General features: G+C 58.9%; 22 protein-coding genes. 14 read left to right on the plus strand and 8 right to left on the minus strand.

The window, feature by feature from the left end; genetic code table 11:
* Positions 1 to 463: 463 nt before the first annotated feature.
* The 9 genes from C8J42_RS18915 to qatD all read left to right on the plus strand — a co-directional run bounded on the left by C8J42_RS18915 (position 464) and on the right by qatD (position 8881).
* The gene (locus tag C8J42_RS18915) at positions 464 to 1048 is read left to right on the plus strand and encodes a recombinase family protein (RefSeq protein ID WP_093401008.1); all 585 of its coding nucleotides are present in this window, start codon (positions 464 to 466) and stop codon (positions 1046 to 1048) included.
* A gap of 96 nt (positions 1049 to 1144) precedes the next feature.
* Positions 1145 to 1711: a recombinase family protein gene (locus C8J42_RS18920; protein WP_093401009.1), complete on the plus strand. Its 567-nt coding sequence runs from the start codon at positions 1145 to 1147 to the stop codon at positions 1709 to 1711.
* Positions 1711 to 2202 carry a hypothetical protein gene (locus C8J42_RS18925; RefSeq protein WP_243644622.1) on the plus strand — a complete coding sequence of 164 codons (492 nt, stop codon included), beginning with the start codon at positions 1711 to 1713 and terminating at the stop codon, positions 2200 to 2202. Before C8J42_RS18920 ends, C8J42_RS18925 begins: the two co-directional genes overlap by 1 nt.
* A 214-nt stretch (positions 2203 to 2416) precedes the next feature.
* Complete coding sequence (locus tag C8J42_RS18930; RefSeq protein ID WP_133021379.1) at positions 2417 to 3331, plus strand: hypothetical protein; 915 nt, start codon at positions 2417 to 2419, stop codon at positions 3329 to 3331.
* A complete protein-coding gene (locus C8J42_RS18935; protein ID WP_165895565.1) occupies positions 3324 to 4214 on the plus strand; it encodes a nucleotidyl transferase AbiEii/AbiGii toxin family protein in 891 nt (296 codons plus the stop codon). The genes C8J42_RS18930 and C8J42_RS18935 overlap by 8 nt, the downstream gene beginning before the upstream one ends.
* Positions 4215 to 4344: 130 nt before the next feature.
* Positions 4345 to 6108 (plus strand): KAP family NTPase, encoded by a 1764-nt coding sequence (locus tag C8J42_RS18940; protein ID WP_093401011.1) that lies wholly within the window; start codon positions 4345 to 4347, stop codon positions 6106 to 6108.
* 450 nt (positions 6109 to 6558) lie between these two features.
* Positions 6559 to 6891 (plus strand): hypothetical protein, encoded by a 333-nt coding sequence (locus C8J42_RS18945; protein WP_093401012.1) that lies wholly within the window; start codon positions 6559 to 6561, stop codon positions 6889 to 6891.
* The gene (qatC, locus tag C8J42_RS18950; RefSeq protein WP_133021381.1) at positions 6885 to 8147 is read left to right on the plus strand and encodes a Qat anti-phage system QueC-like protein QatC; all 1263 of its coding nucleotides are present in this window, start codon (positions 6885 to 6887) and stop codon (positions 8145 to 8147) included. The genes C8J42_RS18945 and qatC overlap by 7 nt, the downstream gene beginning before the upstream one ends.
* Positions 8138 to 8881: a Qat anti-phage system TatD family nuclease QatD gene (gene qatD, locus C8J42_RS18955; protein WP_093401014.1), complete on the plus strand. Its 744-nt coding sequence runs from the start codon at positions 8138 to 8140 to the stop codon at positions 8879 to 8881. Before qatC ends, qatD begins: the two co-directional genes overlap by 10 nt.
* A gap of 96 nt (positions 8882 to 8977) precedes the next feature.
* Here the strand turns inward: qatD and C8J42_RS18960 are convergent, their stop codons facing one another.
* Together C8J42_RS18960 and C8J42_RS18965 are read right to left on the minus strand one after the other, a co-directional pair.
* Positions 8978 to 9208 (minus strand): hypothetical protein, encoded by a 231-nt coding sequence (locus tag C8J42_RS18960; protein WP_093401015.1) that lies wholly within the window; start codon positions 9206 to 9208, stop codon positions 8978 to 8980.
* 60 nt (positions 9209 to 9268) lie between these two features.
* Positions 9269 to 10324 (minus strand): nitronate monooxygenase, encoded by a 1056-nt coding sequence (locus C8J42_RS18965; RefSeq protein ID WP_133021382.1) that lies wholly within the window; start codon positions 10322 to 10324, stop codon positions 9269 to 9271.
* A 164-nt stretch (positions 10325 to 10488) separates the two neighbouring features.
* Between C8J42_RS18965 and C8J42_RS18970 the strand changes: the two genes are divergently transcribed.
* Complete coding sequence (locus tag C8J42_RS18970; protein WP_093401037.1) at positions 10489 to 10872, plus strand: hypothetical protein; 384 nt, start codon at positions 10489 to 10491, stop codon at positions 10870 to 10872.
* Positions 10873 to 10940: 68 nt separating this feature from the next.
* Here C8J42_RS18970 and C8J42_RS18975 read toward each other — a convergent pair whose 3' ends face one another.
* Together C8J42_RS18975 and C8J42_RS18980 are read right to left on the minus strand one after the other, a co-directional pair.
* Complete coding sequence (locus C8J42_RS18975; RefSeq protein WP_165895566.1) at positions 10941 to 11327, minus strand: hypothetical protein; 387 nt, start codon at positions 11325 to 11327, stop codon at positions 10941 to 10943.
* Between the two features lie 503 nt (positions 11328 to 11830).
* On the minus strand, positions 11831 to 12202 hold the full coding sequence (locus tag C8J42_RS18980; protein ID WP_133021384.1) for a hypothetical protein: 372 nt from the start codon (positions 12200 to 12202) through the stop codon (positions 11831 to 11833).
* A 182-nt stretch (positions 12203 to 12384) separates the two neighbouring features.
* Between C8J42_RS18980 and C8J42_RS18985 the strand changes: the two genes are divergently transcribed.
* The gene (locus C8J42_RS18985; RefSeq protein WP_093400993.1) at positions 12385 to 13578 is read left to right on the plus strand and encodes an HAD family hydrolase; all 1194 of its coding nucleotides are present in this window, start codon (positions 12385 to 12387) and stop codon (positions 13576 to 13578) included.
* Between the two features lie 667 nt (positions 13579 to 14245).
* Here C8J42_RS18985 and C8J42_RS18990 read toward each other — a convergent pair.
* The 3 genes from C8J42_RS18990 to C8J42_RS19000 all read right to left on the minus strand — a co-directional run bounded on the left by C8J42_RS18990 (position 14246) and on the right by C8J42_RS19000 (position 17848).
* Positions 14246 to 15445 carry a replication initiator protein A gene (locus C8J42_RS18990; protein WP_093400994.1) on the minus strand — a complete coding sequence of 400 codons (1200 nt, stop codon included), beginning with the start codon at positions 15443 to 15445 and terminating at the stop codon, positions 14246 to 14248.
* A 103-nt stretch (positions 15446 to 15548) separates the two neighbouring features.
* Positions 15549 to 16589 (minus strand): ParB/RepB/Spo0J family partition protein, encoded by a 1041-nt coding sequence (locus C8J42_RS18995; RefSeq protein WP_093400995.1) that lies wholly within the window; start codon positions 16587 to 16589, stop codon positions 15549 to 15551.
* Positions 16590 to 16651: 62 nt separating this feature from the next.
* Positions 16652 to 17848, minus strand: coding sequence for an AAA family ATPase (locus C8J42_RS19000; RefSeq protein ID WP_093400996.1), 1197 nt, complete (start codon positions 17846 to 17848; stop codon positions 16652 to 16654).
* 1180 nt (positions 17849 to 19028) lie between these two features.
* Between C8J42_RS19000 and C8J42_RS19005 the strand changes: the two genes are divergently transcribed.
* Positions 19029 to 19786, plus strand: a protein-coding gene (locus tag C8J42_RS19005; RefSeq protein ID WP_133021385.1) for an IS5 family transposase whose coding sequence is annotated in 2 segments (ribosomal slippage) — positions 19029 to 19362 and positions 19362 to 19786 — 759 coding nt in all. Because the reading frame shifts where the segments join, the coding sequence is not laid out codon by codon here.
* Positions 19787 to 20547: 761 nt separating this feature from the next.
* Here C8J42_RS19005 and C8J42_RS19010 read toward each other — a convergent pair.
* Positions 20548 to 21273 (minus strand): Crp/Fnr family transcriptional regulator, encoded by a 726-nt coding sequence (locus C8J42_RS19010; protein WP_133021386.1) that lies wholly within the window; start codon positions 21271 to 21273, stop codon positions 20548 to 20550.
* 799 nt (positions 21274 to 22072) lie between these two features.
* On the opposite strand from C8J42_RS19010, the gene C8J42_RS19015 reads away from it, so the two are divergent.
* Together C8J42_RS19015 and C8J42_RS19020 are read left to right on the plus strand one after the other, a co-directional pair.
* Positions 22073 to 22708 carry a hypothetical protein gene (locus C8J42_RS19015; protein ID WP_133021387.1) on the plus strand — a complete coding sequence of 212 codons (636 nt, stop codon included), beginning with the start codon at positions 22073 to 22075 and terminating at the stop codon, positions 22706 to 22708.
* A gap of 483 nt (positions 22709 to 23191) precedes the next feature.
* Positions 23192 to 26515: hypothetical protein (locus tag C8J42_RS19020; protein WP_347812422.1), on the plus strand; the 3324-nt coding region annotated here is incomplete at its 3' end.

The following is a 26515-nucleotide window of genomic DNA, read 5'->3' on the forward strand; positions in this document are numbered from 1 at the left end:
GATAGGCTTTTCGCAATCAGACCATGAGGGTCAATTTCCGAGATCAAAACAGGGTTCCCGTAACATTGGCGGGAGCATTGCGTCTCTCAGTTGCCGAGGGCCGCGATCGGTCAGCAATTTATGATTTATACCATAGGTTGCCGAAAAGAACTTGATTTAAGTTAGTTTGCACGACGACTTTCATGGGACAGTGAAAGTTGGGGCAGCAGGTTGGCGCATATTGGGCAACTCCAAACCGAGAAAGATGCGCTGAACGAGTGGCTTTTATAGGGAGCTTGGATCGCATGCCCGGGTGTCCGGATATGGGCGCCGACTACCCCCGCCCAATGTCGGAAAACACATGATAGCCGACACCCCCGACCTGCGCTTTCACCGAACCATACCCACCTCCACCCATAATGATCGACAAACCCTATCGCTTTGGTAAAGTGTGCGAGAACGTACTTTCGAAGGTTTGTCGTACATGTTGGTCGGATATATGAGGGTGTCGTCAGCCGACGATCGTCAGACGGTCGACCTGCAACGTGACGCGCTGGTAGCAGCTGGCGTTGATCATCGGCATCTCCATACTGACAAGGCATCGGGCGCTCGCGACGATCGACCTGGGCTGAAAGCATGCCTCGACTATTTGAACGCGGGCGACACGCTGGTTGTGTGGAAGCTCGACCGGTTAGGACGTTCGCTGCCCCACCTGCTGACGATCGTCACCGACCTGAAGGCGCGCGGCATCGCGTTCCGATCGCTGACCGAGCAGATGGATACGACCACGCCGCACGGCGAGTTGCTGTTCTCGCTGTTCGGTGCATTGGCTCAGTATGAGCGTGCGCTGACGCGCGAACGAGTGATGGCGGGACTAGCCGCTGCCAAACGTCGAGGACGCCAAGGGGGGCGGCCACCTATGATCGACGCGGAAACGCTCGAACGGATCACCGCCGCACTGGATGGCGGAGCCAGCAAAGCTTCCGTCTGCCGGACCTTCAAGGTACCGCGCTCTACCCTGCTTGGCACGTTGGCGCGGATCGGTTGGGCCGCACCGGCAAAGGCCTAAGTTTTGTGACGGAGTGCCCAACGCTCTTGCTCACTCGTGCGCAAATGTCGCAAAAGTCTGTTGCATAATTCGTTGATTCCGATACAGTTATGCGACATGCTGATTGGCTACGCTCGTGTGTCCACCGATGACCAAGATCTCCGACTGCAACGCGCCGCGTTGAAGGATGCCGGATGCAAGCGGACGTTCGAGGAGAAGATCTCGGGCGCGAAGCGTGACCGGCCCGAATTGGTCAAGATGATCGAGCAGCTGCGCAACGAAGACACGGTCGTGGTGACGCGGCTCGATCGGCTGGCACGCTCCACCCGCGACCTGCTCGACATTGCCGAGAAGCTGAAGGATGTTGGAGCCGGCCTGCGCTCACTGGCCGAGCCCTGGGCAGATACGACTTCGCCAGCGGGCCGCATGGTGCTCACCGTATTTGCCGGCATTGCCGAGTTTGAGCGCGAGCTGATCCACCAACGCACTAGCAGTGGGCGGGTAGCGGCAAAGGCGAGGGGTGTACGCTTCGGACGCCCGCCCAAACTAACAACCGAACAGGTTGCCCTGGGCCAGCGACTGGTCGCTGAGGGAACCTCTGTGCGGGAAGCAGCCAAGCTGCTCAAATGCCACCACGCCACGCTCTACCGCGCGCTGACGGCCGCTGCGCCGGGACTTGTCTGATGCCGATCCGTCCCGAACACGTCTTTCTCTATCCGATCGACTGGCCACAGCTGTCGCAGCACGTTCGCTTCGGCAGGGCAAAGGGGCGGTGCGAGCATTGCGCACGGCCGCACGGGCAGCGGGTCTTCCACCTAGGCGACGGACGGTGGTGGGACAGGAGCCGCCTGTGCTGGCGCAACGGCAAGGGGCGGCGCGTGCGGCGCCCCGTGGAGAACATTCTCTCGAAAGGCCGCTGGACGCCGGTCGTCCTGGCCTGTGCGCATCTCGACCATGACCCCAGTGACAGTGCGCTGCACCGGCTCGCAGCGCTTTGCCAGCGCTGCCACATGATCCATGACGGTCCTGAGCATCGGCGCCGACGCTGGATGAACGCGCATTACCGGCGCGCTCTTGGCGACCTGTTCTACGGCCCATATCCCATGCTGGGAGGCGACTGGATCACGCACACGCCGATCAGCATGCGGGCTAATGCCCAGTCCTCGACTATTTAAGCATTCCAGCAGAATTATTGCTTCGCTGAACGCCTTTTGCGCGTCAACAACAACCTATGCATGTGTACGATATAATCCGTCCTTAGGACGGATTATATCGTACACAGCGTGAAACGTCAATTGGGCGCATGCCCTAAAGATGCAGCCTTCTTGACTTTGCGGCAGCGTCCTATATGCTATGTCCTTAGGACATAGCATATAGGACGCTGCGTAAATGACGGAACGATTGCGCCCTTTTCAGCAACGCAAGCGGATGACGCAGCTTGCCGAGACCCTGTCCCGCGCGCTTATTCGACAGCCGAAGCCCGTCCTTTCTAATTATGATATTTTCCGCGAGCTCTGGGAGATATATCAGTCCGGCAGTGCTAAATATCTCCGGGGTGCGACACCAAGCCGTGACGTTTTTCGGCGAACACGCAGCCTGCTACGAAGCGAGGGTGTCATCCGCCAAGACAATGACTACGGCTCACACTGGCGGATCGTGGATCGCTCCGATGCACCAGCCGAAGATGTTATTTGTTCGGTTGATCCATTCTGCCACATTGCTCATCTATCTGCTTTGCAACGGTACGGCCTCTCTAATAGACGTCCCGAGAGCCTCTTTCTTGTCGAACCGATCCCGACTTTACGGCGTCAACTTGTACGTGAGCAAATGGAGGGTGATTATGGAGATAGCCTCGAAGATCCTGAGGCTGATATCGAACCAGCCAAGGCCGTAACCCATCCGGAGACCGTGCGCGGCCGGCCAGTTGCGATCGACACAACGAAGTTTGCCGGTGATCAGATCGCGATCAAGGGTAGCCTATCGAGGATCGCTACGATCGGGCAGACCTTTCTTGACACGCTTGATAGTCCCGACCGATGCGGAGGAATGTCGCATGTTCTCGACATCTGGACGGAGCATAGCCGAACCTACTGCGATGAAATTATTGAGCGGGTCGAGAGAGCCGAGAAGCCAATTTGGAAAGTCCGCGCTGGCTTTATATTAGAAGAACATATCGGCATTACCGATGCCCGAATATCTGCTTGGGCGCGTTTTGCGCAGCGGGGCTCAAGCCGCGTCCTTGATCCGGGCAAGCCATTTGCACCGCAATTTTCAGAGAAGTGGATGCTATCACTCAATGCCTAATAGTATAGAAGAAGGAAAACAGATTACCGTCAATATTGGTGAATGGATTGAAAAGGCAAGGCTCGATCCTCAAGCCTATCTCGAAAGGCAGGTAACCGAGATATTCTTGACTGCGCTGGCAATGACCAAACCTTTTTCTCACGAGATATTTCTCAAGGGCGGAATTTTAATGGGGGTAGTCTATAAAAGCCCTCGACAAACCGGCGATGTTGACTTCACCGCCATTAGCGAACCAAATATGGAAATGGCTGAAGCCTTAAAGGCGGCACTCAACGATGCCTTTCCTAGAGCGGCAGCTAAGCTCGGCTATCCTGACTTAATGTGTAACGTCCAATCATCGCGTTATGAGCCCAGCGCTAAGATGTTTGCTAAGGCGACCGGCCCCCTGCTCGCACTTCGTGTCGGCTATGCGAAGCGGGGTGCCCCGCAAGAGAGGCTCTTCCGGGCTGGCACCGCCTCGGACGTGCTGGACGTCGACATTGCGTTTCGAGAGCCTGTGAACGCAATTCAGATTGTTCAGCTTGGCGAGGGAGTGACAATCCGAGCTTATTCGTTGCTTGATTTGATAGCGGAGAAACTACGGGCGTTGCTCCAACAGCCCAAGCGTAATCGAAATCGCCGCCAGGATGTGTATGATATTGCGTCATTACTGGAAAAGTTTTCACTTGATGAAAGTGAGAAAACTGACCTGCTCGCTTTCCTACACGAAAAGTGCCGCGCACGTGATATAAATCCTGATCGCGATGCGCTTGGGCAGCTTGCCGTCAGGGATCGGGCCAAAAAGGACTGGAATACGCTTGGGCTAGAGCTTGAGGAGCTTCCAGATTTTGACCATTGCTTTGACATCGTTAATGAATTTTATCGCTCCCTCCCTTGGAATTGAGCCACTGGCCGAACCCAGCGTCGGTAAACTCGGTGGTAGGCGAAACACGGCATATTTGTCTTAATGTACCAAACAGGGCTCGACTAAGAAGATAAATTGAGCGAGTTTTAACTCGGGGGAGTAGTAGAGCATGTGGAGTGATCGCGAAAGCGCTGAGGATTTCCTGAATTTTACAGAACTAGCGGACCAGATTGGTGCGCTTGCGACGACCAAGGAAATGCTCCCTCTCTCGATCGGCGTGTTCGGAACTTGGGGCACCGGAAAATCGACAGTGCTCAGGCTTGTCAGAGGCAAGCTGGAAAGCGGCGAGACACCGCCTCTCTTCATCGACTTTGATGCCTGGCTTTACCAAGGCTTTGACGATTCTAAAGCCGCGTTGATGGAGGTGGTCGCCGACACCCTGCTTAAAGCCGCTAAAAACGATGAAAAGCTGGTGGAAAAGATCAAGCGGTTCGCGTCACGCGTGAACTATTTCCGTGCAATCAGCATGGCCGCTGACTTTGGCATTGGGATGGCGTTCGGGGTCCCGCCAGGGCTGCTGACTAAGGCGGGTTCGGCAATCTCGTCGCTCGTCTCAGGTGGCGGCGGGGGCGACGAGGCCAAGGACCTGAAGGGTGTGGCAAAGGACGCACAAGAGGGCTGGTCGAAGCTAATTAAACCCGAGGAGGCAAAAACGCCGCCAAAGGAGATAGCTGCGTTCCGCAAGGAGTTCGGCGAGATTCTAGACGAACTCGGCCGTCCTCTGATTGTCTTCGTCGACAATCTTGACCGTTGCCTGCCGGATGTTGCGATTGGCACGTTGGAAGCCATCCGCCTTTTCCTCTTCCTGCCCGGCACCGCCTTCGTAGTCGCTGCAGACGAAGACATGATCCGCCATTCCGTGGCGAGGCACTTCAGTGATCCAAACGCGAAGCACGTTCACGACTACCTCGACAAGGTCATACAGGTGCCATTCCGGGTCCCCCGCGTCGGCGTCGATGATGTGCGCGCTTATATGTACTCTCTATTTACCCAGAAGCTTGCGCCCACTGCGCTTGGCAACGTTCAGGCGGTATTGCTCGAAGCACTGCAGAATGCATGGGACGGGGCAAGTTTCACCGCCGACCAAATTGATGGTGTTGCTGGCCGTCCCGCCGGACTTCTTGAGATGCTCGGAACCGCCGACGGGCTAGCGCCGACCCTCACCACGGCGGACAAGATCGATGGCAACCCGCGCATCATCAAGCGCCTGCTCAACGCAGTGATGCTACGCAGATCGCTCGCAGCTACGAGGAAGATGAAGATCGACCTTGGGACTTTGGCGAAGCTCGCAATCTTTGAGCGCGGCACCGACGCCGACGCGACCCAGGCGCTTTACACGATGGTCATGGCCGGCGAAGAAGGCGCTGACCTCCAGCTCAGGGCCACCGAGGATCTGGGCGATGGCGTCAAGCGCCCGAATGCTCCAGCGGCATGGAAGGCGCACGAAGCGTTCATTGAGGAATGGCGCCGGCTGGAACCTCGCTTCGACGATCCAAAGGCATTGCAGCCAGCGCTGTTCCTCAGCCGCGACGTGATGGCCTCACCGGCCAGCTCTAGGACGAATGACAGCGTCGGAGCGGCCGTGAAGGCGCTCCTTAGTGTGACCAGCATAAACTCGCCGGCCGCTACCGACGTAATCGACCGTCTGAACGTCGACGAGCGCGTCGCTACGATGGCGGGGATGGTCGCGAGCCTGCGCGAGGGCGATTGGACCAGCAAGCTGCCCGGCATCCAAGGAGCTATACTGCTGGGCGAAAAGTCAGAAGGCGGGAAGCGCCAATTGCAGGCGCTGATTGATGACGTCCCGCAGGATACAATTAATTCAGGGGTAAAGTTCGCCTTACGGGGCAAGGGGTATTTAGGGGGCAAGTAGATGGGCACATCACAGTCTAAGCCATCGACGCCAGGCGGTTCACCGCTGGTCGCGCCTTGGGCGGATCAGGATCCGCCTGCGCCCGATCAACCGCAACCCGCGCCCGCTGTGCCAGACGTCCTACCGGCAGCGCCCCTGTCAGGAATGCGACGGGCGCTTAGAGAATACATGGGCACTGGCGACCCAGCAGCCGGCCGTCGTGCGCTTGGCCGGTATGCCCGGGCCATGGGGGGGCCGCGGGCGTCAGCCCGCCACGCACGGGCAGCACGAACGGGCGGCGCCGCCCTGTCGGCCCTAGCATCCGTCGCACGGGCGAACGGCGCGGCAGTTGTAGTCGCAGGATTCGACCTCGGAACCCTCGCAGGCCGGCCGCTAGAAGAGGCGATTACCGCAATTGTCGACCAATTCTGTCCACCGGGCATCCTCGACGAGGACGTGGTTCGATCAGCTATGGCCGAAGCGCTCTTCGAGGCTCTCGGTGATCAACCAGTATTCGACCTGAACGCTGTGACAGACCACGTGGTGGTCGTGGCAACGGTCTGCTTCGTCGCCGAACTAGTTTTTGCAGCGGTTGCGTCGGAGCAAGGGAAGTCAGCCGAGAACGTACCGCCCGCGGTGGCGGTCCAGCGCGAGAACGCCTTACGTGACCTGGTCCGCGCAGCTGCAGACGAGATCGCGACGCCGATCATCCAGCGGACCGGAGGGGCGTTGGCCCCAGCTGGTCTCGACGGGATCGTCGCCGAGATAACAAGCGCCGTTTATGGGGAAATGACCCGATGGTAGACCTCGCCATTCGGGCAACGCCCGTCACCGCCGATGCCGTTGCGGCGCACCGTCAGCCTAACATGATCGGTGTCCACCTGTTCGCCAGCGGGACACCAGACCTGCCGGGTCTGGGTGCAACGCTAGTCGACCGCGTGCGCAAACAAATTCCCAACGCACCAAGCGCGGCGGCTTGGGACTTCATGTCGATTGCAATGTCGGTGTTCGCAGCCGACCGGTTCGTTGTACGATCAGGATCGGCAAATGGCTGGACGCGCGTCATCGGGCTCGACGTTGCCGTTGTTGATCCGACTCCATGGACTGCTCAGGCGACGGAGCTGGCCGAAGCCCTTCGGTTTCTCACTGGCGACGTGTGGCACCTCACCTTCCGCGCCGGCGGGCTTGCGTGCCCGCACGTCCAGGGTCGGCTTCACGATCGCGACACGGTGTGCCTCTTCTCGGGCGGGCTAGACAGCTTTCTCGGCGCACTCGCGGCGCTGAACGGCGGTGCCCGCCCGCTTCTTGTCAGCCAAGGATCGACTAAGGAGATCGGACCGCAGGAGCGACTGGCTGCTGCATTGGGACTCGAGGCGCACCGCTTCGAAGGTCGGGTGGCCGAGCGATGGCACCAACCATATGAAGGCTCGACCCGCGCTCGGTCGATCCTGTTCTTCGCCTACGGGGCGCTTGCCGCGACAGGCTGCGGGATCCGTGAGGTGCTAGTCCCGGAAAACGCACTGATTGCGATCAATCCGCCGTTTACGGACAGGCGGATGGGATCGCTCAGCACACGCACGACCCATCCACACTTCATGACTCTATTAAATGAGGTCTGGGGGGCGACTGGCGTTCAGGCGGAGTTGCGCAATCCATTTTTCGCGACCACCAAGGGCGAAATGCTAGCCCAAGGTCACCACCCACGACTGGCCGATCTCGCTGCCGAGACTTATTCCTGCGGCAAGGGCAAACGCGCAAACGGTCAATGCGGAAGGTGCGTGCCATGCTTGATCAGGCGGGCGTCGTTCCATAACGCAATGATGCACGACGGAACATTTTACTTAAATGAGCTACGAGCCAGCTCGCGCAACGACGACGTCTTAGCAGCGAGACATGCCGTGGCCGCACATGGTAATAATAGTCCAAGCGAGTTCGGCCGGTGGGTTGCTCGGGCCGGCCCGCTCCCCGCGGACGCTGCAGCACGGGCACTCACGATTAACGCCGTCGGCCGCGGGTTAGCCGAGCTCGGCACCATGTTTGGCACGGTGCGATGGCGCTAATCGACTTCCACTGCCATCTCGACCTCTATCCCGATCCAGCAGCGACCGCCCGCAAGGCTGCCGACGACGGCGTATACGTCCTGTCAGTAACGACGACGCCGAGCGCGTTCGCCGGAACTTCGGCGCTCGCACCGGAGGGCGGCAGGATTCGCACCGCACTCGGTTTACACCCGGAACTGGCAGCCACCCGTCGACACGAACTAAGTCTCTTTCACGACTTACTGCCTACCACCGAATACGTCGGTGAGGTTGGCCTCGACGGCTCGAAGCCCCACCGTGACACACTGACAACGCAGGCCGAAGTTCTACATGAGATCCTCGACGCCTGCGCCGCAGCCGGAGGCCGCATTATCTCCCTCCACAGCCGCGGCGCCGTCGAGATGCTGCTCGACATGTTGGAGTTCGAGCCACTTGCCGGGACATTCGTGCTTCACTGGTTTTCAGCAAAACGCCCGATAATCGAACGCGCAAACAGCCTTGGATGCTGGTTTTCGGTTGGGTCGGGCATGATGGCCAGTAGGTCCGGACGCGATGCCGTAGACGCAATGCCAATCGACCGTTTGCTGCCTGAGACCGACGGACCGTTTGGCATGGCGGAAGGCATTCCGCTCGCCCCTGGCGGTGGCGGTTCGGTCTACCGTGATCTTGCCCGGCTGAAGGGGATCTCCACTAACAGCATTGAGCGCCTAATGACCGAGAATTTCCGAAGATTGGTTGCGCCCGCTCAGCTGTAATTACCAAACGGAGAGTCGAAGGTCCTTACATCGAGCGGTTGTGACGCTCACGTCGGCCATTAGCCGGGGCCAAAAGGTAGACCTTTTTACCTCAGCTTAGCGGAAGCCAGCATTCCAGCCAGCCTCATGCGCTTCCTGTCCGGCTTTGGTGACCAGAAAGCCCTCCGTGCCATACGTCTCGCACGTCGAGGGAATGATCCACCCTTTCGCAACTAGCGCGGCCTCGGTGCCGGCCCCAATACCCGGCCATTGGCTGCGGTCCTCTACGCTGTCGAGGCAAAGCGCCTTCAGCACCTTGAACTCGCGCCGTGAGGGTAGGTCCGACATCGTGTTTTCCTAGTTGCGCCAAGCCTGGCGTAGCTCCTGATCGAACCAACTCTCGGCATCCTAACGAGCCTGGGCTCGACATTCTTCAACGAGAGTAGCGACTAGCTCGGCCGCTGGCATCGCTCTGGCAAGCGGCGCACCTTGCCCGGCCCATTGCGCTCCGAATCCGCTTTCACCGGCTGCTTTCGCAGCCGCGTTCAGCGCCTTGCCCGCGTCATAGGCGATCGGATAGCCGGGTGCGGCGAGCCCGGCTTGCTCCCCCCATTCTGTGAAGCGGTTCCGCAGGCAGCGGGCGGGCCTCCCCGATATTGCTTGCGTCATCACCGTATGTTCCGCACCTGGCCCGGTCAGGGCGTCGCGATAGGCCTGATCCGCGCTGCTTTCGGGGCAGGCGATGAACGCCGTGCCGAGCTGCACCGCCACAGCCCCGAGATCGAGCGCGGCCCTGATCCCGTGCCCGTCCATGATACCACCCGCGGCTATCACTGGAAGGCCGGAGCGCAACACCAGCAGGCGGGTGAGCGCCATTGTGCCCAGGCAGTTATCCGGTGCGTCAAGGTCGAACATGCCTCGGTGTCCGCCTGCCTCCCAACCTTGGGCAACTACGGCGTCGATCCCGGCGTCCTTCACCGCGTGCGCTTCGGCGAGGTTGGTCGCAGTCGCCAGCAGAACACACCCGGCTGATTTGAGCGCGGCGATCGCATTCGCGCTCGGCAAGCCGAAATGGAAGCTGACTACCGGGGGGGCAAGGTCGATCAGCATGGCGAGCATATCGTCATTCTCGACCAGGCTTTTATAGATCGATCGCAAAGCCGCGGGAGGCTCGACGCCGAAGCCATTGAACACCGGGGCAAGCGCGCCGAGCCAGGCGGTTTCGCGCGCGGCGTCGCTTAATGCGGGCGCGTGAACGAACAGGTTGACGTTGAACGGCCGCTTGGTGCGAGCCCGCACGCCTTCGATCATCGCACGCGCGCCAGACGCGTCTGTCGCGCCTACTCCGATCGAGCCCATCGCACCGGCGTTTGAAACGACCGCGGCCAACTCGGGGGTGGACACGCCGGCCATAGGTGCCTGCACGATCGGCAGCGTGATCCCAATTGCTTGTAGCAGCGTCATGGAAGAGCAGTGCGCTTGAGGGCGACGGCACACAACAGGTAACGGCCGTCAGCGTCACAACCGAATGGCTGTGACAATCCTCGCTACTGGCAATCCACGCGCTGACATTGCCGGTATGCCTTCAATCGGGCGTTGGTGAAGATAGGATCCGTCGAGGGTGGGTTATGGATCGTATCTATGTCCGCGAAGGTGATGGCCTGTTTCTGGGTGCCATCAAGCTTGTTTTCTTTGCCCCGCTGCTCGCGGTCCCGATTTATTCCGCAGTGTGGGGATGGAACGCGCTCACAACATTGCATTGGCACCCGGCGCTGATCGTCCTGGCGGCATTTTTCGCAATTGGCGTCATAACCGCAATCCTGACTGCATTAGCGAGCGCCCTTCCCCGCACGACAACTGCGATCGGCGTTCTCTACTGCACGGCTATGTACGGCCTTGCTGCTTATGCCATTACCAACGACCTGATCTGGACCACGGTGATCGCGCTTTTAACGGCAGTCATATCGTGGGAACCGGTTGCCTCGTTTATCTCGCGTCGAGCAGCCCACTGATCTCCCCGGGCCTATAACTTTCGGGCTCGGCGTATGCCGAGCCCCTTTTGTGTCGCGACCTTACCAGCTCAACGGCTCCTTGTCGGCGGTCCCGGTATTCGGAAAGGTTTTAGTCCCTGTCGTTCAATTTCGGCTGTAACCATCTGTCGATTTTGCGATCCTGAAAGGACGCGCAACAACAGCAAAGTTTCGATCTCTATGGCACTGGGTTCGCCTGTGTCCTGCGTAGGTGCAACGAGCCGTTCTGCCACCTGATCGCGCAGCTCATCCATCGTTTCGCCCATATCGATCATGGCAGCGCGGATGCTCGCAAGCTCCTCGCGCATGAGGTCCGCACTCGCCAGCCGGTCACGCAGATAGGTGCTGATAGGAATGCCGCGCGCTTCGGCCTCGGCGGCATAAACCAGCATCTGGCTCTCGTTCAGCCGGACCCGCACCCAGTTCTCAAGCTTCATACGTCCCCTGGCACGCTCTGTGTCCAGATAGACTACGACAAGCTGCTGATAAATCATTACTTATTTTACTTAGAGGCACGTTCGCGGCACAGTTTACTCGGCGCACTTATAATTTTGCCGTTTTATTTCAATAACCTATCAGCACCGAAAGGTGCGTATGGTGTACGACCTAAAATCACGGATTTAAGGGTCGAAAATGAAGCGCTGACAGATCGGAAACGGGCTGGCCGAGCTTAAGGGGGTCCAAACTACCCTGATGAGCGCAGCTCAGCAGGCTAGCATACTCAATGATGCAGATCTGATGCGCAAATGATGCGATTATAGCGCAGATATGATGCAATTGTGATGCATTCATGCACAGAACGACCTCTGAGAAAGAGATAGGGTGCAAATAGGGGGCAATTAGAGTGCGGATAGGGTGCAGGAAGGGTGCAAATTAGAAGCACGGACGCACATCGGACGCACATCGTCGGTCCGGCTTATGTCACTCAAGCCCAATCGTTCTAGCTAGCTTCGATACGTCGGCGTATCTCCTGCCTGTCCCCCATTATCAAAAGAGCGTCATTGATAAATTTCACTAGATTCTGATTCAGATCGACAATGATCCCCCCAAACAGCAATCGCTGATGCCCCGAAAATCCGTCACGGGTTTCCAGCATCAACGTTCTCGCCAATGACACAAACTGCTCAGCTTCTTCAGCCATCCATTCGACATAGACATCCTGAGGTTTGGTCATGTTGGTTGGCCGGTTTAGATTGATTGCTGTCATCTCCAAACACAGGAGATCCTCGAGTTTGGTCGGACCCGATCCAAGCTGCCGGCATTCACCCAGCCCGCCCAGCAATTCCCGCATTTTCTGTTTTAGATCGTCCACCGCGATGCCTCCTCGCTCGGAATGGAGGCATAACCCGGCTGAAAGCCGGGTGTTAGGAACCCTGCACAAGCACAAGGCGCTGCCACCTTTGGGCAAGCCTTGGACATGCGTGACAGCCACCCGGCCGAGAAGCTCTCGACCGGACTTGTGATTATCGGGGTTCCTACGCCCCACGGCCGGGATTGACCGAACCGCAGGTCTATGGTCGCAGAAGCGAACGCTTCGGACAAGCTGCTGCGACAGAGACGGACGTATCGACGATCATCACCCCATCGAGCCAGGACGATCCTGCCATGAGCGATGCGCTTCCAAGTTTCCGCACACCTGCCGAGCAAGCCGCCTACGCTGCCGTCCTGGCTGACCTGGCCGACCGCGATCGGGAAGATGAGGCGGTCATGATCTTCCGCGAGCCGACCGATCCGGACGCGGCAGTGACCGCCGATGCCATGACCCGGGCCGGCAGCGTCAGCGACGATCAATACGCCCGCCTGCTCGCCGCTGCCGATCGCCTCTATGCTCCACCGCCGGTCACCCGTGCAGTCGCATTCGATGCGTTTGGTACGCTGGTCCATATCGGTCGCAAGCGGCATCCATTCGAGCGGCTGATCCGGCAGGCCCGTGACCGGGCAGAGGCCCTGCCCTCGCCGATGGTCCAGCCAATCGGCCTCGCCGACTATGCCGCGGCGCTGGGATTGCGGCACCCGGATGCCGAGCTGGCGATGCTGGACGAGGAACTGACGACGATCGCGCTCTACCCCGACACGCTGGATGCGCTGCGTCAAGTCCGCGAGCAGGGTGTGAGGATCGCTGTCGCCTCGAACCTCGCCCTACCCTACGCGGCCCCGCTGAAAGCCCTCCTGGGCAATCTGGTGGATATCTGGCACTTCTCCTTCGACGCAGGCGCGATCAAGCCTGACAGGGCGTTCTACGCCGGCCTGACGGCACACCTGGGATGCGAGGCCGGTGAACTGCTGATGGTGGGCGACACCTGGCGCGATGACATCGTCGGCGCCGTGGAGGCCGGATTACGTGCGCGGTGGGTCGATCGCGAAGGCCGTGCCTCCCACGCCCGCCGCTTCATCGCTGTTCGCAAACTTGGTCACGCCTATCCCAATCGCCAGAGAGCTGCGCAAATGACGGAGCTGGAACTTGTCCGTAGCGGCATCGATGCGAACCTTGACCACCTTCATGCCCAGTGGTGGGCGGTTCGGGCGGGTCTGTTGCGACAGATCCTTACGGATGCCCCGGATGCAGAAAAGGTAGCTGCGACACGCGCGCTGGACGATCATTTTGATACTCGTGATCAGGTTGAAGCTAGCCGTGCTCGACTGATGCGAAACGCAATTGCGACTATCGCGGCACGAAAGCATGCCTGACGGCCATGGAAGGGGCAGGAGGCGCGTATCTCGTTTAACGGCTAGCCGGCCCTGAGGAACCTCGGATCGGATCGGATCAGTTTGATCCGCTACCGATGGCGTTTACGCTGCGATTAGATTATTTTCGCTTTCGACCACCGGACCACTCCATTCTTAGCGATCCACAAGCGGTCGGTCATCGACCCCCGCATAATGGACAATGCTCGGATACAGGCACGACTCAATCCATTTTTCAAAGATATACAAACTCGCTGGTTAGAGGGTTTATAGCTGATGTTAATGAGTTAGGTGGCTTCTTAAAGGGCTTTAACTGCCCTGTTTTCCGTGAGTTAGCTCGATAGCGTTGTTCCGGATGTGTCGTCGTTTCGTTCCTAGAGTGTCGACGACTAAGTTCCCGAAGGATCGACTTTGCGTTCCTGAAGGATCGACCCTTGTTCCTGAAGTGTCGAAGGCTCGTTCGATTGCGTAATTTTTTCGGAGCAATTGAATCAGTTCGGTAAGCTTTGCCCGAAGGGACGTTCAATTGCGACAGGTACTCAAGCGTCAAGCGGGAGGGACATTCCCAAGCCCGACACTTCGGGAACGGTTGGGCCAGTCTATAGCAATTTTGACGTACTCGCGCTCCCCTGCCCTCCCGGGGCAGAGCGGTTCGTAAGACGAAGCAGTCTTAACGCCCAAGTTCGTGGCGATGCTTTTCATGGTACCGCCGGACAAATCCGATGAACGCCGCCTGATAACTAACCGGCGTTCGGGCGCTGTCCGCCTCAACCCACGTGCGAAACTCATCGTGCAACGTCTGGTAATCCCAACCCGGGCATTCCGCGCGCAGCGTTGCCATCGTTGCGTCGGTGATTTCGCCAGCTGTCGCTCGTGTCGCCAGACTGGTCCGCGACCGTCGCAGCAGCGCTCTTACGTCAATCGTCTCATTCGCATCGTTAACCGTCGCAGCGGGGTTGGTTGACGTTGGCCTTGCTGCAGCCTTAGCGCCCCCTGCCCCATGCGCCGCCACGGTCTTCAGCGGGCGCTCGACATCGCTGCGGCGCTGCATCCGCAGAGATGGCTCGCGTTTGCCAACCGGCGTCTCCAAAGCGAGCGCATAGCCCGGCAGCTCGTTGCGCTCGACGATCTTAGCGATTTCGAACTTAAAGCGGCGATATTGCCCTTCGGCGCCCGACTTCTCGAACAGCGTCGGCATGGCGATCGCGAAGCCGACCTCCCCTGCCCCGCCAGCATGCTTGCGCGCGACGCGGTACAGCCAGCGCTCACGCCCGCCGGTCAGGTCGAAATAGGCACGGTCGATCGACAGCACCCCGCCCTGCATCATCACGCCTTCCCAGAACCAGTTCGACACCTCGATCGTCATCCCACGCGACCGCTCGGTTTTTTCGTCTACCAGCTGCGTCCAGCCGTCGAGCCAACTGAACGTCGCCTCTCGGCGGTTCTCGGCGCGAATGTTGGTCTTGATCGTGGTCGACACCAGCCGGTCGAGCGCCTGGCCGAGCAGCTCATACGCGCGTCCGGTCGTGGGCCGCCCGATCGCGCGGAGCAGGTCATAGGGCATAAGGTGGAGCTTGCGCGGAACGTCGTTGACTCCGCGCCGGGCCATGTCCGCCAGAACGCTCGCGCAATAGATTAATATGTCCGCATCCCAAATCGTCGCCATCCCGTAATCGGGGTTGCCCGAGACGTGCACCCACAACTTGCCGTCGGGGCTATGATAATCGATCGGTTTGACGCGCTTCGATTTGGCGAGGCTGAAGAACGGACGCTCCATCATCTCGCGCTGGTCGCGCAGCGGCAGGTCGGCGAGATAGGGGAGGAGCAGGTCGAACCGTTCGGACACCCTCTGACGATCGGCGCGGGTCATGCCGCCACGCCCTGAGTGTTTCCCGGGGGAAACATCGTCGGGGCGGCGGCGGCAACCGTCCGCGTTGATATAAGCCGTAGCATGTTTCCCCGGGGAAACACGTTCACCGCTGCAGTCCGCGGCCTTCGGCCTCCAGATGCACTAGCGCCTGCCGCAGCGCGTCGACCAGCTCGTCGTTCCCGGCGCCCGACCCGGCATGGAGCCGGATCGTCACGCCCTGTCGGTTGCTCGACTGGATGCTGAGCCCAGGGCGCCCATGCGGCGTGGTCCAGGTGAACGGGGGCGCCGCGTCGGCGGGATCGGTCGACGCCTCGAGCAACCGCCGCAGCACGTCGGCAGCAGGGTAGGGGGCCGCACCCCGATCGCGCCGTGCGGCCTGTTCACGCGCGAGATCTCGAGCAGCACTTTCAATAGCCTTAGCGGCAACCTTGTCGTCGAGCGCCTGCGCCAATGCATAGGCAGGTTTGAGTTGGACGTCGGCGGGGGAGGCGAACGCGGTGATCACCGCGTCGGGGATCTGTGCAACCTTGACCATCTTTGACAGCCAGCCCTTTGACACCTTGAGCCGCTCCGCCATCCGCGTCAGGTGGTTGCCGTAATGCGCCTTGAGCGCCTCGGCGTAATTGCGGGCACGCTCGAGATCTGACACATCTTTACGCGCGCGGTTCTCGAGATCGGCGAGCCGGAATGCGGCTTCGTCGTCGAGGTTGGCAACCTGCGCCACGAACTGCATCTCAGGATAGGAATGCGCGCGTAGCCAGCTGATCGACCAGTGGCGTCGCGTGCCCGCGATTACCTCGAAGTCATGCGCAGGATCGCCGTTGACACGACGTACCACTGCAGGAACCTTTTGCCCGCCCTCGGCGATGATGGAATCGATCAGCTCGCGGCAGCCTTCTTCTGTCAGATGCTGGTAGCTACGCGCATTACCCGGCCAGATCCGTACGCGTGCAGGGTCAAGCAGCAGCTGCGTCACTTGTCGCACTTCCCCGCTGGTCACGCGTGCTAGCGCAGTCTCGCGGCTGAGCAGTGTCGTCCCACGCGTCCGTTCAGGCGCGGGCGGGGCAGGGGGCACGTCGGTGTGAATTTCGGCTGGTTCGTCGGCCAGCAAGGCCGCGAGATAGTCGGATTGCTTACGCGCCATGCGGCACCTCCCGCATTAAACTTATTAGGAACGTTGCCGCGCAGGACAGCACTAATTCTGGCTCACGCGACATGGAGTAGATCCTCCTCGCGTGCGGGCTCGACCCGGCCCCAGCCTTGCCGGACAAGCTGCTCGATCTGCCCCATGGCCTCGTCAAGATTGGCACGGCAGCGCTTGTGCGTCTTGGGCGTACCAATCGGGCGTTCAAGCTCGTAGATCGTCATCATCCGCATCGCAGCATGGCTGATCTCGGCGGATTCCAAGATCGGCACCGGGAGTAAGGCTGGACCGAAGCTCTGCTCCATAATCGTGCGGACCATCGCATGGCTGGGATCGTTGCTGTCAAACTTCGAGCATATCAGCCGGAGGAAGCTGTATTCGACCTCTATTCCGGCATGCGCGAGCTGCTGTAGCACCTGGTTCATCATCGACAGAAATTGGACGGTTGAGCAAAAATCGGGCGTCGTCGCGGCGAGCGGGACGAGCAGCGCATTTGCCGCCTGCATCACCGCGAGGCTGATCGTCCCGAGAGCAGGTGGGGGATCGAGCAGTACCACGTCGTAATTGCGCGCGAGATCGGCCAGCCCCTGTTTGAGCTTGCGGAAGCGGGCGGCGAGCACTGACTGCCCGTCCGACCCCGCCGCGGCGAGTTCGTATTCGACGTCGAACAATTCGAGGTTCGATGGGATAAGGTCGACGTTGGGCCACGGCGTCGATTTGACCGCATACAGCAGGTCGGCCTGGGTCGGATCGATCGACAGATAGGGGTAGAGCGTCTCTTCTCGTGTGATATTGAAATGGGGGTTAAATCCAAACAGCGTCGTTGTCGTCGCCTGGCTATCGCAATCGACCACCAGCACACGGTACCCCTGCACCGCGAAATAATGCGCGAGGTGGCAGGTAACCGTCGATTTGCCCACCCCGCCCTTGAAATTCTGCACTGCAATGATCGCGGGGACATCAAGCGGCGCGCGAGCAGGAGAGGCGCCAAGTACCTCGCGCATCTGCAGCAGTTCCTCGACCGAATAGCCAAGTCTCCGCCCATTTTCACCCGCCGGGGCAGGGGGGAGGCGACCATCATCCTCGGCCATGCGGATCCGGTTAGTCGAACAGCCGAGCAATTGCGCCGCCTCGGCGATTCCGAAGCGGACATTGAGGCCCTTCCGGCTTTCGGGCAGGAATGCCTTGCGCCGCAAGCGTTCGATCATCCGCTCCCCCGCGTCCGCAAGTTCACCGATATGGTTGACGATGGCATTCATGAACCGGTCCGATCGCTCATTTGAAGCTTTCGACCGGATTTATAGGCGAATGGAATTCAAAACGTAAGAGTGCGGTACAAAAAGGTTTAGGATGAATCGGTATCGAGCATTAACGTGCTACGCTGCGATCTTGTAGGTGCCTATCTGCAAGCCTTACCTCTCACCAGTAAGCAGAAGCGCTACAGCGGATCGCCGTTAGCGACACACACGTAGCGCGCCGCCGCAGCCTTGTCGCGAACGTGCTGATTTTCGCGATACGGAAACTGCTGCCGGCCATTGGAATGATATGTACCGAAAACACCTGTTTGCCGCATAGTCGTGATTGCGACAGGGTTTTCACATAGTTGCCCACGAACTCGTCTGGTTGCTCAGGCAGTACGAAGGGCGGGAGACTCCGGTCCCAGCCAGATCCGCGCTCGAGGGAGGCGTCGCAGCAGGAACCTTCCAACGATCCTCACGATCAACAGTGTCAGCCCGAACAGCGGCATATAGATCCCAAGGCCGACGATCGTTGCGACCAACACAGGCCCGTAGCGTGGGCGCGCCAATGTCTGCAAGATGATCGCCAGCCCAAGCTAGGGTTGGCGATCGTTGGATTGCTGCGCACCTGCAATGTTGTTGCCTTACGGCGCACGCATTAAATTCTGCTTTCAGATCAGGAACGCCCCCACTTAAACGGGTAGGGTTCTCACAAACGACGAAATATTAATGAATTCGTGACCCTGAATTAGTGAACCGTTTTGGCTCTACGACTTGCCGGTCCGAACGATTTTGCCAACGCTAAACCCACTTAACCATGCGAACCGCTCATCCATGGCCTCATGTACGGCAAACGGGCAGGCATTTGGAAAGCCTTTCGTCAGACCACTTTTCAAGCCCGCGTCGTAGGCGGCACGCAATGGGTCAGTAGTCATGCAGGCTTAACGCCACAGTAAGCAAAACGGCCCCGGAAAAGTAACATTTGTTTATCGTGAGGAAACAGTCCTCATTGCTCGCTTCTCGTGATACCTCTTCGTATGGCAATCATCGAGCGAGCATTCGAAATCGCGCGAAGCGGGAAAGCGCGCACCATAACTGATATTCGCTTGCAGTTGTCTCGCGAGGGTTTTGATCATGTTAGGGTCAGGACCCATTGATGTGAGAGGCGCGATCTGATTCAGGCTCCGTGAGGAGAGCGTGGATGAGCGACCTGTACTGGCTGACGGATGAGCAGATGGCGCGTCTGCAACCGTATTTTCCCAAGAGCCATGGCAAGCCTCGGGTTAATGATCGGCGGGTGCTCAGCGGTATCGTTTTCGTCAATCGCAACGGGCTACGCTGGCGTGATGCGCCGACGGACTATGGGCCGCACAAGACGCTCTACAATCGCTGGAAGCGGTGGAGCGAGAGGGGTGTGTTCTTGCGCATGATGGAGGGGCTCGCGGCAGCAGAAGCCGTACCGAAAACGGTCATGATTGATGCGACCTACCTGAAGGCACACCGCACGGCATCGAGTCTGCGGGTAAAAAAGGGGATCTCGGCCGCCTGATCGGCCGTACGAAAGGCGGCATGAACACCAAACTGCACGCCGTCAGCGATGCGGATGGGCGGCCCTTGAGCTTCTTCATGACCGCCGGGCAGGTCAGCGACTACACCGGCGCGGCAGCCTTGCTCGACGATCTGCCGAAAGCACAGTGGCTGCTTGGCGACCGTGGTTATGACGCCGATTGGTTCAGGGACGCCCTGGAAGCCAAGGGCATCCAACCCTGCATCCCGGGCCGCAGATCGCGGAACGAGCCGGTCAGATACGACAAGCGCCGCTACCGGCGCCGCAGCCGCATCGAGATCATGTTCGGCCGTCTGAAGGATTGGCGCCGCGTCGCCACTCGCTACGACCGCTGCCCAACCGTCTTCTTCTCTGCCGTCGCGCTCGCGGCCACTGTCATTTTCTGGCTATGACCAATGAGTCCTGACCCTAGAGTCCTCCCGTTCAAGCAGCATGGGCAGGGGAAAAGCCCTCTATCGAGGTTCGCTTGCATGCGGCTACCGTGTCCATGCGTGGGGAAGCGCCCATCGAAGTCGACCTTACCGCAAAGGACAATACTTTTGCCGTATCGCCGTTTCTGCAACCCACACGGGGCATTGCGTTTGAAGTCATCTCGGAAGACGGGCAACCAGTCGCGCCTGCCGCGCCAATGGCAGGCTCACCGCCCCCGCCTCCTCTAGAGCTAGAAGAGCTGATTGCCATATCAACAACAGCGCCTTACCGCGTCCTCACTCACGAAAGCACAAGAACGATCTTCCCAGGAGCAGGTCGATACAAGGTGAGAGCCTGGGTATTCCTCTTCAACTTCCCGTCCAAGCCAGTCCGCTATGCCCAAGTGGTATCGGATACAATCACGGTAAACGTCACTGAGTAAGACACAGCCGTGCTGCTCGCGACGGCGGCTTTTTGTTCTGCGGCGTCTGAAAAGCCGCCCATCCGCTTTCCTGCCCAACCCGGGGCATTCCCAAAATTCGATCCTAATTGAGAGAACCGTTTCAGAAAGGACTTGGCTATCTGTCGTGTAGCTGAAAGTAATTTGGCGAGCGCCGAGGATTCATAACCAGCAAATCATATTCCTGATCATCTGATAGGATCAAAAAATACTAAAATTGAAGAGTGGTTAAATTTGAGGGCGCTATATTAGTGTGAGGGCCGCATTAATCTCATATTTCTATCATTTGTTGATCAGATATCCATCATTGAAATCGGTTAGTACGCACAATTTATCCCATTCGGGTAGCTTGAATAACGTTTTTTCCCTAATTAGTAAGCCTTCATTACGAAGAGACTTCATTGCGCGATTGACGTGAGCCGCCGTAAGGCCGAGGGCATCGCCAATTTGCTCTTGAGTCAGGGGGGATTTGAAACTTCGATCGGCAGTTGTGTTGCCTCCCGTCAAACGAACGGCAATTTCGCAGAGCAGATGCCCGACTCTCTCTTTAGCATTGCGTCGACCAATGTTTAGCATCCATTCCTTATAAAATGAGGAACGATAAACAAGCATTGTAGAGATACCATTCGCAATCGTAGGATGTAGCATCATAAAGCGTTTCATCGCATCTCGATGAATGAGCCCCACACTGAATGTGGTGAGAGCTTGTATACTACAATCTAACTGGTTTAAATATATGTTTTCGAGGGCTAGCGCTTCACCTGGCAGTATGAGCGATAAAACCTGTCTAGATCCAGAACTAGTCTGTTTATGACTAAAGGCAAATCCCTCAATTGCTATCCCGATAAAATCCGCCCGATCGTTTTCTCGCAGTACGTACCGTCCGGCGGCATATGATCGGACGACACAATCTGCGCTTAAAATAGCTGCTCGCGCCTCCTCATTAAGAGGCTCTATTTGCTCGAGACTATCGACTAAGATTTTCAACCCCGGCATTGCGTCTTCCATAAATATCGCAAGGCAAGCACGCTCGCCTAAACCAAAGCTTCCACATCCTCCAAATTAAGGCAAAAGTGCATAGACATATGTCATGTCCCCAGTGAACGATATAAATCATAATTCCTAGATAAAATGTTTAATCTTAGATAGTTATCGGTCTATCGTGTTTATGTATTGATTTATATCAATTAGAATTCGCAGATCTATGCACCGATTATGATGTTTTATTATCGATGTGTGGATTCCGGAGGTATTTGCACGCTGCGTTTGCAATGATGAAAGCTTGCGGCAAAATCTTGCATTGAAACACATGTATAAGCAGCTGATAATTAATGACTTTTCTAGGTTTGCGGTGCAGTTTATACGACAACGTATTAACGGTATTTGGACTCGACCTGAAGCCAACTCACGTGAAGCGCTGCGCCGAATAGGTGACGGCTCTACTGTTAATCTCGAGCGCGCCTAGGTTGGCATAACGTGGTGGGCGTGAACGAAAATCGTGTTCGCTCGTGGCATCATCGTTCTTTATTCGACGGGCTTAGTGGGCTTAAGGTTCGGCAGCAGATCGATCGTTGCGGATCCGACGCGGATGGGAAGACCTGAAAATCATCCATGGCCGCGTTGAATGGCTAAATCACGACCTTTCGTTCAACCCAAAACGACTAGATCTATCGATCAGAGCGCTAAATTAGCGCTGATCTGGTTTTTTAAAATCCCGTTAATCGTGAAAGCTCAGAACCATCACATATGACATTTGTCAGTCCGATTCGGCATGCGAAATGTAGCATCTTAGAGGTGCAGCTCGCCGGTGATGTTGATGGTGATGGAGGTGCCAATGTACGGGTTTGGTCATTGCAAAATCTATGGGGACGTGATGCTCATAATAGCAAACATCCTGTTCTCTACAGTATCAGTGGATGCGAATGCTGCCACGTTACCTTCCAAGCGTGATATTGCAAAAACGAGCGCGGTAAAGTCCAACACCATTGCCCCGTCGACCCGACTGTCCGACATTGCAGTTCGACTTCGGCAAAATGGCGTGGCAGCATGCGCGCCACAGATAAACGCAGCTGGTGCAACAATACTTGCGGGAGCCAGTCAATATGACACGCTATCGAACTGGAACCCGAAAGGCGGCGATCAGCGTAGTGTGAACGTCGTAGTCGCGCAACGCTACCCAGAGAAAGAACCGATCCCGTCAGGTGTAAGCACGATCGTTGCAACGCCAGTTTCGCCCGGGCGGTGCGATTTAGTTGCGGTGCAGGTCGTACCGAGCCCCTTGTCTTGTGATGCTGTGCGCAATGCGATGACGACACGCGCTCAGGCGCGGGGGCAACTTGTTGGAGTAACTGTCATGCAACAGGGACCCACGGAAACGCTTCTGGTCCCTACCGGGACTGATACGTGTGTGGTCGTCGACTTGACCACCACTTACGCACAATGACCGTCAGAGCGACGCGCCTCGCATGCGTATCGCCTGAGCGCTGCCTATCAAATATTGCCTGCGCCATGTGATCAACGGCGCTCGCCGTTCGCGCATTAACATCTGAATCCCAAGGACATCTACCGAAAGCCCGGCACCGAACGCTCGTAGAGCCTCCGGTCGATCGTCCGCGCTTGTTCGGAACAATACTTCAACCGAAATTGGAGACAGCCAATGACCACCGAGCGCCATAACGTTGCAACCATAAGCCAACAGAACCGTCTTGCACGGCGGTCGACAGCTCTCGATAAGGCCCGAGGGAAACAGGCCAACAAGCAATCTTCAGCCAATTTGGCCAACGCCTCACCGTTACGTCTGAATAGTATGGCGGCTGCTCTGCCGGCGGGGGGGCCCGGTGGCCGGGCGGAAATCATCTCCAAAGCACTCTACGCGAACCTGCCCGTCGCAGCTATGCTGGCCGTAGGAGCGCTCGGCATCGGGTTGATGTATCCAACGACCGCCGGCGCAAACACCTACAACAGCACGGGAGCATGCAACTCTGGCGCTGACACGGGGCCTGACGGCATTCCACGCCCGGCGGAGACGAACCCAATCGACGGCGACGGCACCTATTCAAGTGTGCTAGGATGCAGCGCAAACGGTGGGGGTAAATTTGGTGTCACGGCCCTAGGTGCCTATTCGTCGGCGACGGGCGATGGTGGTGTTGCCGTAGGGTATGGAGCTAGCGCATCGACCCGCGCGACGGCTACGGGACTCTCCGCCATCGCCTCGGGATCGAACTCGGTTGCAATTGGTGGCCGTGATATTGTCGCGCAAGGCGGAGCGACCACCCCTGTCGCCGTCGCCGGGGCGACGGCTTCAGGTATTCGTGCCGTGGCAGTCGGTTCGGGATCCAGAGCCGCGGCGAGTTCTGCGATTGCAATCGGCGACTCCGCCAACGCTGCAAGCACCAACAATATCGCGATCGGCACGGGCGCCAGTGCAACGACGAATGCGGTGAATTCGACCGGGGTCGCGATCGGCGCCAATGCGACATCGACCGGGGGCACAGCTCTAGGCAGCACGAGTAGTGCCGTTGGTGCCGCAACGGCGATTGGCTCGGGTGCAAAGGCTAATTCTCAGAATTCGATAGCAATCGGCGTGCGCGACGACTCCCCGGCGATTGCCTCTGGCGACGGGGCTATCGTCATGGGCAATCTTACCAATGCGACGGGGCAGACTTCGATCGCGATTGGGCGGCAGTCCACGTCGACGGCCAACGGGGCTATTGCGTTGGGGCAAAGCGCCAATGCAAGCGGTATTGGTGCGCTGGCGCTGGGCGGCGCCACCGGGGGCTTCGGCTCTGCGGGTGCATCGCAGGCGACCGGCGCCTACGGCATCGCGGTTGGTGGTGGTGACGGCACGACGGTCGGTGGTGTCGTCCAGAGCGGCGCGCGCGCTGCCGGTGCCAACAGCGTTGCTATCGGTACTGCCAGCGTTGCGAATTCTCAAAGCAGCACCGCGGTCGGCTACAACAACCAAGTGACCGGCGCCCGCTCCGGTGCGTTTGGTACTGGCAACGTTGTCACCGGGACTGCCTCATACGCGGTTGGTGATCCCAATATCGTGAACGGAGACGGCACGTTCGTCACCGGGAACAACAATACGGTGAACGGACCTAATACGGCTGGTAACGGCAACAATATCAACGTCCATGGCTCGAATAACCTTTTGGCGAGCACCGTGAACGCCTCCGGATCCGCCGTGTTCGGCAACACGAACACCGTAAATGCTCAGAACGCTATCGTCGCAGGCAACAGTAGCACGGTGACGGGTGCAGGTGGCATCGTAGTCGGCGGAAACAGCAGCGCGACGGCAGCCAATGCGCTCGCAATCGGCAACGCTGCCACAGCAAGCGGTACGAATGGCGCCGCCATCGGGCTCAATGCCGTCGCTTCGGGCACATCGTCGGCAGCGCTCGGCCTGACGGCGAACGCATCGGGCGCGAACGCACTAGCGTTCGGCAATAACGCCCAGGCGAGTGGAGGTGGTGCGACCGCGATCGGCCAAAACACGAACGCTAGTGCGCAGGCCGCGGTCGCGATTGGTACACTTGCAAGATCGTCCGGCCTCCTCGGTCTGGCAATCGGCAGTGGATCCATCGTTACCGGGGACTACGGGATCGCGATCGGATCCGATGCCCAGGCACCCGGCACGTTCGGTGTTGCGATCGGCAACACCGCAAGGGCCCTCTATGACAATTCGCTAGCGCTCGGTGCAGGTTCTCGGACAGGTACTGCGGCACCTACAGGTGTCGGTTATGCCACTGGTGCTGCGGCCCCAACGTCGGAGGTGTCCATCGGTAGAGCGGGTGCCGAACGTCGGATTACCAACGTTTCTGCGGGCGCAGCGGCGACCGATGGTGTCAATGTCAGCCAACTTACGCGCTTGCAGAACCAGTTCGCGGGCGTCATCGGCGGTACCGTCAATCCCGACGGTACCTATACCGGGCCGACCTACGCCACCACGGGTGGGACGACCGCTACCACGGTGCAAGGCGCGTTCGACAACTACAACACCGCCATCACCAATACGGCAGCGGTCGCAAACCGTGGCTTCGACGTCACGACCGCCCAGACGGGTACAGGTACGGTGACGGGCACCGCGGTTGCCAACGTCGCACCGGGCACCCGGCAGACGATCACGGCGGGCAACAACATCGCAATCGCGCAGAACGAGACCGATCTGACGATCGCCACCAATCCGAACCTGGTGGCTGACAGTCTGACGACCGGCGGTACGGTGATCAACACGGCCGGCTTCACGAACGGGGCCTCCACGTTGGGCGCGACCGGGCTGACCATCGCAGGCGGCCCCAGCGTCACCACCGCCGGGATCAATGCTGGCAATCAGGTGATCGCCAACGTCGCAGCTGGCGTTGCGACAACGGATGCCGTCAATCTGGGCCAGCTCCAGGCGATTGGTGCTGTTGCCGACAACTCGGTGCAGTATGATGACGCGGCCAAGACACGCACGACGCTTGCAGGCGTCGCTTCGACCGATGGTGGCGTGACGGGCGGCACGACGATCGGCAACCTTCATCAGGGCGAGCTGAGTGCCACCTCGACCGAGGCGGTCAACGGCGCGCAGTTGTTTGCCACCAACCAGCAGGTTGCGACGAACACCGGCGCCATCGCCGGCAACACCACGGCGATCACCAACCTCGGCAACAGCATCGCCAGCGGCACGATCGGTCCGGTCCAGCAGAGTGGCACGGCCAACCGGCTGGCGCTGGTTGCGCCGGGCAGCACGGGTGCATCACCTGGCGCGCTCCAGACGCTCGGCAACCTTGCCGCGGGTACCGCTGCGACCGACGCGGTCAACGTCAGCCAGCTGACGGGCGTGCAGAACCAGTTTGCGGGCGTCATCGGCGGAACGGTTAACCCCGACGGTACCTATACCGGGCCGACCTATGCGACGACGGGCGGGACGACCGCTACCACGGTGCAAAGCGCATTCGACAACTACAACACCGCCATCACCAATACGGCAGCGGTCGCAAACCGGGGCTTTGACATCACGACCGCCCAGACGGGTACAGGTACGGTGACGGGCACCGCGGTTGCCAACGTCGCACCGGGCACCCGGCAGACGATCACGGCGGGCAACAACATCGCGATCGCACAGAACGGGACCGATCTGACGATCGCGACCAACCCGAACCTGGTGGCTGACAGTCTGACGACCGGCGGTACGGTGATCAACACGGCCGGCTTCACGAACGGGGCCTCCACGTTGGGCGCGACCGGGCTGACCATCGCAGGCGGT

It is taken from the genome of Sphingomonas sp. PP-CE-1A-559, assembly GCF_004340965.1.
Taxonomy (GTDB): domain Bacteria; phylum Pseudomonadota; class Alphaproteobacteria; order Sphingomonadales; family Sphingomonadaceae; genus Sphingomonas.